Here is a 13,071-nt window from a genome sequence, read left to right on the forward strand (position 1 = left end):
CCACCACTGTCGGTCCTTCGAAACCTGCCCGGATCAGGACACGCGGCGCAGCAGCGCGGCGAGTGCCTGTCCGCCACCGATGCACATGGTGACGACGCCGAGTTCGAGATCGCGACGGATCAGGTCCTTGGCGACGCGCAGCGTCAGGATCGCGCCGGTCGCGCCGACCGGGTGACCCAGGGCGATGGCACCGCCGTAGGGGTTGGTCTTCTCCGGGTCGAGCTTGGCGTCGCGCGCCACCGCCACGGCCTGCGAGGCGAAGGCCTCGTTGAGCTCGACGGTGTCGATGTCGGCCGGGGTCAGGCCGTTCTGCTCGAACAGCTTCACCAGGGCGAGGGTCGGGGCGTAGCCCATCAGCTCGGGCTCCATCGCCGAGGTGACGACCGACTCGAGCACGACAGAGGCACCGAGACCGCGTTCACGGGCGACCGACTCGCGGGCCAGGACGAGCGCGGCAGCGCCGTCGTTGATCCCGGAGGCATTACCGGCGGTGACGGTGCCGTCCTTGATGAACGCCGAGCGCAGCTTGCCGAGCACCTCGAGGGTGGTGTCGGGCTTGGGGTGCTCGTCCTCGGTGACGGTGACGGGCTTGCGGCCACCGATCTCGACCGAGGTGATCTCCTCGGCGAAGGCGGCCTTCGCAGCGTCGGTGGCGGCGCGGCGCTGCGATTCGAGGGCGAACTCATCCTGCTGCTCGCGGCTGACGCCGTACTCGCGGGCGACGTTCTCGGCCGTGACGCCCATGTGCAGTCCGCTGAACGGATCGGTGAGCATGCCGACGGTGCCGTCGACGAGCTCGCGGTTGCCGAGCTTGTAACCGTTGCGGGCACCGAAGTCGTAGAACGGCATGCGCGACATGCTCTCGTCGCCACCGGCGACGGTGATCTCCGCGGCACCCCAACGGATCTCCTGGGCTGCGGACCACACGGCCTGCAGACCCGAGCCGCACAGGCGGTTGACGGTGAGGGCCGGGGTGGAGACGGGAAGTCCGGCGGCGAGGGTGACGCGACGGGCGTTGTAGGCGTCGGCACCTACCTGTCCGATGCAACCCATGACAACCTCGTCGATGTCCTCACCTGCGACACCCGCGCGCTGCAGCGCCTCGCGGACCGCGGTGGCGCCGAGTTCGTGCGCGGGTACGTCCTTGAGTGCGCCGCCGAAGCTGCCGACGGGGGTGCGTGCGCCGTCGACGATGACGATGCGTTCCGGAGCGGTCATTTCTCGTCCAATCTGGTCGAACACCTGGGGTCCACGCGCCGGCACCGCCGAGCGCACAGATCTTCGGGAAGGCGTCCTCCCGAAGCGTCTGACTCGATGCTACGGCACCGAGTGCCGCACTTGCGAAGGTCCGAACACGAGTTGCAGGAACGGGAACGGAAACGCCATTCTACAATACGGACTGCGTTATTTTCACTCGTCGTCGACGGTGAACGGAGGACCCTCCGCGAGACGTTCCGCAGCCGCCGGTGTGCCCAGTTCACGGCGGTGGCGAGGGTGCTCCACGTAGAACTCGAGGAAACGGTACAACTGCACCGGATCGACGGCCAGATGCCGTGAGTCCACCTCGATCCGGGGCTCGGACGGCAGGCGCTCGAAGGGGAACACCCGACTCGTGCGCCGACGCGCCCACGCCGCCGACCCGTGCCCCTCGATCCAGATTTCCGGGAACCCCCGGTCGACCGCACGAAGACCCCGCACCGACACCCACGGCAGATAGGACTCCACGAACCAGCCGCGCAGCCTGATCCCGTCCGGCCCGAGAACCAGCGAACCGGCCCGGATGCGCCCGAGTGCCACCTCCACGAGGAAGGCCAGACACACCCCGGCGACGAGCGCCAGCACCAGCGCCACGAGAGGTAGACCCTCGTTCCCGACCACGATCTCCACGGCTGCGCCGAGCGAGAGGAACGTCCCGCACAGCACCATCGCGAGCAGCAGACCGAAGACAGGGCGACGGCCCGCGATCTCGGTACTGCCGCGATCGGCCGTCTCGACGTACCGGAACCGCGGTGTGCGGCTCGGAGGCCACGACGACGGTCGCCGGGCCCCAGATCCGGCAGGCCACCAGAAGGTGGCGCCGAAGGCCGCCGTCAGCAGCATCAGCACCGCCAGGATCGAATAGAAGCGGTCGGCGCCCACCGAATCGGTGCCCCACGCGCTCGCTCCGCGGGCCGCGGCGAAAATCGCCACGAGCACCGCCACACCGGCCGCTGCGTACACGTGCAGATTGCGCGTGCCGTGCTGCCATTCGCTCGGCGGTTCGATGTGGGATGTCGGTTCGGCACCGAAAGTCGGTTCGGCACCGGAAGTCGCAGCCTCCGTGCCGCGCCCACCCCACGGGACAACAGGTCGTCGCATCGGTCTCCCCTCCAGGTGTACCGAGGAGCCCCGACGTCCTCGGCCCTGCCGGTCGGCCGGAACGCTACCTCGAGCGGCGGACCCGATGCGGACCCTTCGGGTGCGACGTCACCGACGGGCACACGAGTTGGCACCGGTCGGTGTGACAATTAACATACCCCTCGGTCATCGGGGTGTTGAACCAGGTCACGGCCGTTTATGAAGGAACAGGACGCGCATGGGAGAATCTCGCGAGAATTTTTCCCTACGTGTCGGTAACACCTATAGGCGTGAGCACGACACAATCTGTGACGATTCAGACGAGACCGGAGGAGTCTGCATGACTGTCCAGCTTGATTCGCCTGGCCTTGCGTCCGTCGGCGAAGCTTCGTCGGCCGAGGCAGAGCTCGGGGAGCTGTTCGAGCAGATCAAGGAGCTCGACGCTCAGCTGCTCGCGGTGATCAAGCGGCGTTCGGAGCTCGTTCAGCGCGCCGGAGCATCCGCGAAGGGCACCGACGCGAGCCGCGAAGCACAGGCCGAGGAAATGGCCGTCATGGGACGCTTCGCCGAACTCGGCACCGACGGCAGCACGCTCGCGATGACGCTGCTGCGCCTCGGCCGCACCCGCAAGGCCTGAGACCTACCACCGACGGCCCCCGCACCACATGGTGCGGGGGCCGTCGCCGTAGCCGTCCACCGCTTCGCATCACGCCGGTCGCAAATGTGGCCGCCCGCTCCCCTGTCGGCATACCGTCGGGACATCCCCGAAGAACGGACAAGGGCAGCATGGATCTCGGACTCACTGCGAAGAGGGCCATCGTCACCGGCGGTAGCCGCGGCATCGGCTACGCCATCGCGCGGGCACTGGCCACCGAAGGTGCCGACGTGGTGATCGCGGCCCGTACCGCGGCCGATCTCGACATCGCGGCGAAGACCCTCTCGGAGGAGACCGGGCGACGAATCGTTCCCGTGCCCACCGACACCAGCGACCAGGCCTCGGTCGACGCACTCGTCGCGCGGGCCGTCGCCGAACTCGGTGGCGTCGACATCCTCGTCAACTCCGCCGCCACACCCTGGACCGCCGACAAGCCGACGAGTTTCGCCGCGACCACCGACGACATCGTGCGCAACGAAGTCGAGATCAAGGTCCTCGGCTGTCTGCGCACCGCACGCGCCGTCGCCCCCTACCTGATCGAGCAGGGCTGGGGCCGGATCATCAACATCAGTGGGCTCGGCGCGCGCAGCGCGAACTCCATCGCCCAGACGGTCCGGAACGTCAGCGTTGCAGCCGTGACGAAGAACCTCGCCGACGAACTCGGCCCGCACGGCATCAACGTCACCGTGGTCCACCCCGGCCGCACCCGCACCGAACGGCTGGCGGCGCGACTGGCCGAGGAGTCCGCCGAGACGGGCACGCCGATAGCCGAACTGGAACAGCAGATCGCGAAGAACTCCGTGAACCGCCTCATCGACGCGAGCGAGGTCGCCGACGTCGTCGCGTTCCTCGCGAGCCCGCGCAGCATCGGCATCACCGGCGATGCGATCGCCGTGGGCGGCGGCGTACCCGGCGCGGTCTACTACTGACCGGTCCGACGAAACGATACGGCACCGCCGTCAGCGCAAGATTCGACGGCACCGCCGTCAGCGCAAGATTCGACGGCACCGCCGTCAGCGCAAGATTCGACGGCACCGCCGTCAGCGCAAGATCGTTTTGATCTCCAGGAACTCCTCGAGCCCGAAGACACCGGCCTCGCGTCCGATACCCGACTGCTTGTAACCACCGAAAGGTGCGTCGGTGTTGAAGGCGCCGCCGTTGATGTAGACCTGACCGGTGCGCATACGGCGGGCCACGGCCTCCGCTCGCGCTGGGTCGGCCGACCAGACCCCACCGGACAGGCCGTACTCGCTGTCGTTGGCAATGCGCACCGCATCGTCCTCGTCCTGGTATCCGATGATCGACAGCACCGGCCCGAAGATCTCCTCGCGGGCGATCGTCATCTCCGGCGCGACGTTCGTGAACACGGTCGGGCCGACGAAGTAGCCGGTGGTGAACTCGGTTTCGCGTCCATCGAGCACCAGTTCGGCCCCCTCCTCGACGCCCTTGTCGATGTACGCCTTCACGCGTGCCTGCTGCGTGCCGCTGACGAGCGGGCCCAGCTTCGACGACGGATCGTCGGGCAGCCCGAGGGTGTAGGCCCGCGCGACCTGCTCGGCGACGGCGGTGGCCTCCTGCAGACGGTCGGCGGGGACGAGCATGCGGGTCAGGGCGGTGCAGGTCTGGCCGGAGTTGAGGAAGCACTTGCCGACACCCTCGGTGACGGCGGCGGTGAGGTCGGCATCGTCGAGGATGATGTTGGCCGACTTGCCGCCGAGTTCGAGCGCGACCTTCTTCACCGTCTCCGCAGCGACGACCGAGACGCGCTTGCCGGCACGCGTCGAGCCCGTGAACGACACCATGTCGACGTCGGGGTGTGCGGCGATGGCCTCGCCGACGACCGGTCCGTAACCGCTGACGAGGTTGAACACGCCCGGCGGCAGGCCGGCCTCGTCGACGATGTCGACGAGCGCGTAGGTCACCAGCGGCGCGACCTCGGTGGGCTTGAGCACCACGGTGCACCCAGCGGCGAGCGCGGCGAACACCTTGAGCACCACCTGGTGCAGCGGGTAGTTCCACGGGGTGATCGCCCCGACGACCCCGATGGGTTCGCGTACGACCAGGGCGTTGCCGATCTCCTGGTCGTCGAAGTCGTACGTTCCGGCCAGCGACGCATAGGCGGCAATATTCTTCAGCGGCATCCCGACCTGGATGGCACGCGCGAAGTGAGCGGGCATCCCCATGTCCTGGGAGACGACGCTCGTGAGTTCGTCGGCACGCTCGTTCGCCAGCGAGGAGACCTTCTCCAGGTAGGCGGCGCGCGACGCACCACTGAGCGCGGACCAGGCCGGGAAGGCCGCCTTCGCTGCGGCGACCGCCCGATCGACATCGGAGGCGGCACCCTCGGCGACCGCGGCGACGACCTCTTCGGTCGTCGGGTTCACGACCTCGATGCGGCCGGCGCCGTCGGAGTCCACCCACTGCCCGTCGATGTAGATCTTCGTGCGGTCGAGAATGTCGGTCATATCGCTCTCCCTGCTCGTAGTCCGGCCTGTCGACGCCGTTGGGCGCGAGCGTAGCGAAGACCCTCCCGCAATACAGCGTTTACTCCCGGCGGGTTGTGATGTATCCCGCCGTCACCGGAGTTAACACGTACGCTACACTTGCCATTGCTGCTCGCGCGCTCCACCGTCGCAACGCACGGCGCATTCGGACAAAGACGTCTGCATTCACACACATCGTCTCCGGCACACGTCTATGCACCTCAGGAGCTGCGCCTTCCCACGCGTTCCCCTTCTTCGCATCGTCACTGCCGGTCGACGTCGAATTCGATGCACCGAGGAGGACGTCCGTGACGCACGCCAGTGACACCGGCCTGTACGACAGCACGCTGGACAAGAGCAGTTGTGGTGTCGGTTTCATCACCCGCAAGGACGGCGTGCAGACCCACGACGTGCTCACCCGCGGTCACGAGGCCCTGTGCGTCGTGCCGCACCGCGGTGGCATGTCCGCCGAGGGTGTCGGCGACGGAGCCGGCATCAACGTGGACCTGTCGGTCGCCTTCTTCTCCCAGATCACCGGAAAACCATTGCAGGAAGGGCACTTCGGTGTCGGAAACTTCTTCCTCCCCACCGATCCCGCGGCGCATGCCGATGCCGAGGAACTCGTCTCGTCGGCACTCGCCGGAGCCGGGGTCACCGTGCTCACGATGCGCGACGTCCCCGTCGACGACAGCGTGTTGCGTTCTGCCGCAACGAAATACCAGCTGCCGATCCGTCAGTGGATCTTCACGCGGCCCGATGCGTGCGACTCCGCCGACGAGTTCGACCGACTGCTGCACGGCGTGCTCCTCGAGGTCGAGGCCCGCGCCTACACCGAGCCGGAACTGGGCGGGCTGTACCCGCTCTCGCTCAGTGCGCGCACGCAGGTTCTCAAGAACCGCTTGAACTCTCACGAGGTCATCCCGTACTTCCGCGATCTCACCGATCCGCGGCACGCGGTGCACACCCTGTTCTTCCACACCCGGTTCTCGACGAACACCGATCCGCATCCGACGATGGCGCAGCCGTTCCGCCTCATAGCGCACAACGGTGAGCTGAACACCGATCGCAAGAACCGGCTGTTCGAGGGCGCCCTCGCCCGCGCGATGGGCCGTGACATCATTCGCCCGCCGGGACAGTCCGACAGCTGCCGCTTCGACCAGACCCTGGCCTCGCGTATCGCCCACAACGAACTCGACCTCGTCACCGCCGTCGTGCAGATGATGCCGCCTGCCTGGGAGAACGACACCGAGCTGTCGCCACAGGTCCGCGCGATGCTCGAGTTCTTCTCCCTGTACGAGGAGAAGAACGACGGCCCCGCGGCGCTGGTCTTCGGCAACGGCACCGTCGTCGGCGCGCGCCTCGACCGCCTCGGCCTGCGTCCGCTGCGCACCGTGGAGACCGAAGAGTACCTCGCCGTCACCTCCGAGGCCGGCCAGTTCGACTTCGCGCCCGAGACCGTGCTGCGTCGCGGCCGCATCGAGGCCGGTGGCATGCTGTACTTCGATCACCGCACGCGCCGCTCCTACGGAGCTGATGAGGCGCTCGAACTTCTTGCTGCCCGGCAGAATTACGCGTCGCTCGTCGACGAGGCCCGCCGCAATCTCGATGCCCTGCCCGAGGTTCCCGCCGAGAAGGCCGGTTCCCCGCTGCGCTACAACGGCGATCTCGAGCGTTACCAGCGCTACGTGTCCTACAGCATCAACCAGGAATCCTTCCGGTTCATGCTCGACCCGATGCTCGCGTCGGGTCAGGAGCGCATCTCCGCGATGGGTTACGGCAACGCCATCAACGCGCTGTCGGATCAGGAAGGCGGTGTGGCCAAGTACTTCTCGCAGCGCTTCGCCCAGGTCACCAACCCGTCGCTGGACTCGATCCGCGAAGCGGACGGCATGACCCTGCGCGTCGCGCTCGGTGCTCGCCCCGGTAGCGGTGCTCCCGTCTCGTCCGCGACCCAGATCGTGGTGCCCACCCCGATCCTCACGCACCTCGACATGCTGCGTATCCGCGAGCAGTCCGACACCCCGGTGCGGCGTTTCGAGATGCTGTACTCCCCCGTCTTCGACGACGCCAAGGCGAACGCGGCCGCGCTCGCCGCCGCGATCGACGGTACGGCCGAGGCCATTGCCGATTTCGCCCGCGAATCCGGTGGCATCGCCGTGCTCACCGACCGCCACGTCTCCACCGACCGCGCCGGACTGCCGATGGTGCTCACCGTCGCCGCGGTCAACCAGCGCCTGATCGACGAGGGATTGCGTCTGCGCGTGTCCGTCATCGTCGAGTCCGGACAGTTGTTCTCGTCGCATCACATCGCCGCGACCCTCGGTTTCGGTGCCGCTGCGGTGTATCCGCTCACGGTGCAGATGCGCGCCGAGGAGAAGTTCGGCGACGATGCCGACGCCGCGTTCCTGAAGTTCCGCAAGGCGGCCGAGAAGTCGCTCATGAAGACGATGGGACGCGTCGGCCTGTGCACCGTCGAGTCGTACATCGGCGGTGAGTTCTTCGAGCCGAGCTATCTCGACACGAGTGACGAGGTGCTCGCGCGCTGGTTCCCGAACGTCAAGTCCCCGGTCGGCGGTGTCGGTTTCACCACCCTCGCGCAGGCCGTCGCCGACTGGCACCGTCGCGCCCTCACAGTCGAGACCGAGAAGGACGTCCCACTGCTGGGTCTGTTCAAGGAGCGCGCCGAGGGCGCCGGTCACTCGTTCGGCACGACCGCCGTACGCGGCTTCGTGGACATGACCGAGGAACCCTTCGCGCTGCCCGTCGAGAAGGAGGCCGAGCCGGACCTGACAGACGCGCTGCGTCTGCTGCCGCTGCACCGGCTCTCCGACGCGCACGGTCTCGACGACACGTCGTACCGCTACGGCGGTTTCCGGGCCCTGACACCCGCCGAGATCGATGCCTTCGAGATCACCCCGGGCTACCGCGCGTTCGCTCGCACGATGGCCGACGAGCGCACACAGCGTCCCGCGGCGCTGCGCGACGTGCTCGCCTTGCCCGCCGACGTCACTTTCGCCGTCACCGCCGAGGACTTCACCAAGGAGATGGGCCGCTTCGCGCGGTTCGGCAACAACTCGATGCTCGTGCGCGGAATCTCCGCCGCGCGGGTCGGTGAGAGCGAGTTCGTCCTGCGTCTGACCGGTCCGCTCGCCGACGACCACCGTCGCCCCGATGCGCTCGCGGCCTCGCTCGTCGCCCGCTTCGGTGACGGCATCGTCTCGCACCGCTGCTACGGCGACACCCTGACCGTGCACGCGATCGGTGATGCCGCGCGCTATCTCGAGCAGGTCCGTCAGGCCCCGCTGAGCGTGCGACTCGACCGGGTGCAGCCGGCGCACGAGATCACCCCGGCGCTCGCGTCGGGCGCGATGAGCCACGGCGCGCTCAACTCCAACGCCCACGAAGCCGTCGCCCACGGCACCAACATGGTCGGCGGCATGTCGAACTGCGGTGAGGGCGGCGAGCACATCTCCCGCTACGGCACCATCCGCGGGTCGCGCATCAAGCAGTTCGCGTCCGGACGCTTCGGTGTATGGGCCGGTTACCTCGCCGATCCGATGCTCGAGGAGATCGAGATCAAGATCGCGCAGGGCGCGAAGCCCGGTGAGGGCGGCCAGCTACCCGCCAAGAAGGTCACGGTGGAGATCGCCGCGGCGCGCGGTGCGACCCCGGGCGTCGAGCTGGTCTCGCCGCCGCCGCACCACGACACCTACTCGATCGAGGACCTCGCCCAGCTCATCCACGACGCCAAGGCGGCGCGGGTGCGGGTGATCGTCAAGCTCGTCTCCTCGGAGGGCATCGGCACGATCGCTGTGGGTGTCGCCAAGGCGGGCGCCGACGTCATCAACGTCGCCGGCAACACCGGCGGCACGGGCGCCGCCTCGGTGACCTCGCTGAAGTACGCGGGCCGGTCCGCGGAGATCGGTGTGGCCGAGGTCCACCAGGCCCTCACGGCCAACGGTCTGCGCGACAAGGTCGTGCTGCGGTGCTCGGGTGCGCACCAGACGGCGTCGGACGTCATCGTCTCCGCGCTGCTCGGCGCCGACAGCTTCGAGTTCGGCACCACGGCGCTGATGATGCTCGGTTGCGTCATGGCGAAGAACTGCAACGTCAAGTGCCCGGCAGGTCTGACCACGAATCCCGAAGTGTTCAACGGTGATCCGCGGGCGATGGCCCAGTACCTGCTCAACGTCGCGCACGAGACCCGCGAGCTGCTCGCCCGCCTGGGTCTGCGGTCGCTGCGCGACGCGCGTGGCCGCGCCGACCTGCTGCACCTGCTCGACCACCCGTCGAGCGTGGGCCGGCTGGACCTGCGGGCGATGCTCGCGGTGCTGCCCGAGGTGCACATCGACAACCCGGTCTACATGGAGAAGGACTACTCGCTCGACGAGGCGTGGGTGGCCCGGCTGCGCGAGGCCCTCGTCGATGGGATGGAGCTCACCGTCGCGCTCGGCGACGGCGTGCAGCTGACGAACAACAACAAGAGCGTCGGTGCGCAGCTCGCGATCGACATCGAGCGCATGCTCAACCACGAGGATCTCGGCGTCCTGCCGGCCGTGCTCGACGACGAGCGCGGACGCCGCTGGTTGCGCGACGGCACCGTCACCATCACCACCTCCGGTTCGGCGGGCCTGTCCTTCGGGGCGTTCTGCAACGACGGCATGCGCATCGAGCACACCGGTACCGCCAACGACGGCGTCGGCAAGGGCCAGTGCGGTGGGCAGATCGTGCTGCGTTCACCGGGTGGCGGCAGCGACGATCGCGGTGGCAACGTGCTCATCGGCAACTTCGCGCTCTTCGGTGCGACCGGTGGTCGCCTGTTCGTCGAGGGCGAGGCCGGCGACCGCTTCGCGGTGCGCAACTCCGGTGCCACCGCCGTCGTCGAGGGTGTCGGCGAGTTCGCCTGCGAGTACATGACCAACGGCGCGGTGCTCAACATCGGCGAGTTCGGCAAGGGCTTCGGCAACGGCATGTCGGGCGGGTTCGTCTACCAGTACGACCCCGAGGGCCTGCTCCCCCGCAAGGCCAGCGCCGACTCGATCGTCCTCGGGTCGATCACCGGCGACGACCCGCAGGCCGCGATCCACAACGCCGCGGTGCTGCAGCTGCTGCACCTGCACGTCGAGGCGACCGGCTCTGTGAAGGCCCGCTTCCTGATCGACAACTGGCAGGTCGAGCAGCACCGGTTCGCGTACGGCATGCCGCGCGCGCTGCTGCAGTACCAGGACCTCGACGAGATCCTCGCCGCAGCGTCGCGCAAGGACCTCGCTGCCGAGGTCGCCACGGCGCTGGTCGCGCACCAGGTGCGCAAGTTCAAGGAGAACTACCGCTCGGGTGTTCCCGTCGCCGGTGGTGTCACCCCGGACGCGACCGACACCGAGGCCATGTACGCGCTGCTCAACAACTACACGGTGCTTGCCGCCGCGCAGGAGATGGCGCTGCAGAAGGTGCCCGGCGCCACCGACGTCGCCGACCCGGCGGTGCAGAAGGCCGCACGCAATCTGCTGCTCACCGAGGACTTCTTCCTCGTCGCGAAGCTCAAGCGCTACGCCCTCGCGGCGATCGCCGATCACACCGACGAGCAGCTCGCGGCGCTGGTCGCCGACAAGCGCCTGAACGACTACAAGCAGGCCCTGGACCTGCGCAACGTCCGCTCGGTCGATGCGCCGGGTACCTACGGCTGGATCCTCTTGCAGAGCCGCAAGAATCTCGACGCCGCAGGTCGCCTGCCCGGTTACGAGGAACTGTTCGCACGCAACGCCGTCCCGAACGTCCTCACCTCCACGATGGGAGTCTCCGCGTGACCACCACCGGCCCGTTCATTCCCCTCGACGCTCCGTTCACCGCCGATCAGCGGTCGTGGCTCTCCGGCTTCGTCGCCGGGATGCAGACCCGCCTGTTCTCCGGTGGTCCCGCCGCCGATGCCGGGACCGTCGGCTCGGCGCCTGCTCTGCACGTGCTCTACGGCTCGCAGACCGGCAATGCCGAAGCCGTCGCCGAGGACGCCGCGGCTGCAGCGCGCACCCAGGGCTTCGCGCCCGTCGTGTGCGCTCTCGACGACATGGACCTCGACCGGTTCGCCGGTCTGGGCCAGGTCCTGATCGTCACATCCACCTACGGCGAGGGCGAGATGCCCGACAACGCCGAGCTGTTCTGGGATGCGCTGTCGGCCGAGAGCGCGCCGCGCCTCGACGGCATGAACTTCGCGGTGCTCGCTCTCGGTGACACGGGGTACGACGGGTTCTGCCAGGCCGGCAAGCTCATCGACATGCGTCTCGAGCAGCTCGGTGCGCAGCGCATCGTGCCGCGGGTGGACTGCGACGTCGAGTTCGAGGAGCTCGCCGCGACGTGGATCGCGGAGACGCTGCCGCTCGTCGCGGCCGTCGAGGGCATCGTGGGCGATGGTGCTCCCGCTCCCGCGGCACCGGCGGCACCGGCCCGGGCGAAGCCGCAGTGGACCCGCAAGAATCCCTATCCGGCGGTGCTGACGTCGAACGTGCTCCTGTCCGGGGAGGACTCGGCCAAGGAGATTCGGCACTACGAGTTCGCGCTCGCCGATTCCGGTCTCGAATACGAAGCGGGCGACGCGCTGAACGTGGTGCCCGTCAACGACACCGAACTCGTGCACGCGATCCTCGGTCGGCTCGGTCTCGACGGCGCGACCGTCCCCGAGAGTCACGACGACACGCTCGAGCACCTCCTCACCTACAACTACGAGATCACCGCTCCGTCCGTCGATCTCCTCGAGGAGATCGAGAAACACACGGGTAACGAGGAACTCACCTATGTGCTGCGGCACAGCGACAAGGCCGCGCTCGACGAATGGTTGTGGGGCCGCGACATTCTCGACGTGCTCCTGCTCGATCCCGCGCCCGAACTGTCGGCCGAGCAGTTCCTGGCGCTGCTGCGTCCGCTGCAGCACCGGGCGTACTCGATCTCGTCGAGCCCGAACGCGTGCGACGGTTCGGTGCACCTCACGGTCGCGGCGGTGCGCTACGGCACCGACGGCCGCGAGCGTCGCGGCGTGTGTTCGACCTTCCTCGCCGATCGTGTCGGTGAAGGCAAGGTCGGCATCTTCGTGTCGAAGAACAAGGCCTTCCGCGTGCCCGCCGACGACACCGCACCGATGATCATGGTCGGTCCGGGCACCGGCATCGCACCCTTCCGCGGCTTCCTGCAGGAACGTCGCGCACGGGGTGCGACGGGGAAGAACTGGCTGTTCTTCGGCGACCAGAAGCGCGGCTGCGACTACATCTACGAACAGGAGTTGGCCGAGTTCGCCGACTCGGGTGTGCTCACGCGCCTGGACCTGGCGTTCTCCCGCGATCAGGCCGAGAAGATCTACGTGCAGACCCGCATGAAGGAGCACGGCGCGGAACTGTTCGCGTGGCTCGAGGAGGGTGGACACTTCTACATCTGCGGCGACGCGTCGCGGATGGCGAAGGACGTCGACCGTGCGCTGCACGAGATCGTCGCCGAGCACGGCGGCATGAACGACGAGCAGGCCGCCGAGTACGTCACCACCCTCAAGCGCGAGAAGCGGTACGTGCGCGACGTGTACTGAGCAGGCCGGGGGTACGCACCGCCGCCGCGAGG

7 protein-coding genes are annotated in these 13,071 nt (G+C 68.1%); 4 read left to right on the forward strand and 3 right to left on the reverse strand.

Annotated elements, in window-relative coordinates:
- Positions 1–33: 33 nt before the first annotated feature.
- Both AC6CID_RS14325 and AC6CID_RS14330 read right to left on the reverse strand, forming a co-directional pair.
- Positions 34–1,218, reverse strand: a complete 1,185-nt coding sequence (locus AC6CID_RS14325) for a thiolase family protein (RefSeq protein ID WP_094980686.1) — start codon at positions 1,216–1,218, stop codon at positions 34–36.
- A gap of 192 nt (positions 1,219–1,410) precedes the next feature.
- Positions 1,411–2,358, reverse strand: coding sequence for a hypothetical protein (locus tag AC6CID_RS14330; RefSeq protein WP_094980687.1), 948 nt, complete (start codon positions 2,356–2,358; stop codon positions 1,411–1,413).
- A 319-nt stretch (positions 2,359–2,677) separates the two neighbouring features.
- On the opposite strand from AC6CID_RS14330, the gene AC6CID_RS14335 reads away from it, so the two are divergent.
- Complete coding sequence (locus AC6CID_RS14335; protein ID WP_019288919.1) at positions 2,678–2,974, forward strand: chorismate mutase; 297 nt, start codon at positions 2,678–2,680, stop codon at positions 2,972–2,974.
- Between the two features lie 149 nt (positions 2,975–3,123).
- Positions 3,124–3,921, forward strand: a complete 798-nt coding sequence (locus AC6CID_RS14340) for an SDR family NAD(P)-dependent oxidoreductase (protein ID WP_452585223.1) — start codon at positions 3,124–3,126, stop codon at positions 3,919–3,921.
- A 111-nt stretch (positions 3,922–4,032) separates the two neighbouring features.
- Here AC6CID_RS14340 and AC6CID_RS14345 read toward each other — a convergent pair whose 3' ends face one another.
- Positions 4,033–5,457, reverse strand: coding sequence for an aldehyde dehydrogenase family protein (locus AC6CID_RS14345; protein ID WP_024103652.1), 1,425 nt, complete (start codon positions 5,455–5,457; stop codon positions 4,033–4,035).
- Positions 5,458–5,783: 326 nt separating this feature from the next.
- Here AC6CID_RS14345 and AC6CID_RS14350 point away from each other — a divergent pair, with 326 nt between their 5' ends.
- Positions 5,784–11,279 carry a glutamate synthase-related protein gene (locus tag AC6CID_RS14350; RefSeq protein WP_498354107.1) on the forward strand — a complete coding sequence of 1,832 codons (5,496 nt, stop codon included), beginning with the start codon at positions 5,784–5,786 and terminating at the stop codon, positions 11,277–11,279.
- Complete coding sequence (locus AC6CID_RS14355) at positions 11,276–13,039, forward strand: sulfite reductase subunit alpha (protein WP_217579967.1); 1,764 nt, start codon at positions 11,276–11,278, stop codon at positions 13,037–13,039. The genes AC6CID_RS14350 and AC6CID_RS14355 overlap by 4 nt, the downstream gene beginning before the upstream one ends.
- Positions 13,040–13,071 lie beyond the last annotated feature (32 nt).

The organism is Rhodococcus sp. GQ147 (assembly GCF_059759155.1).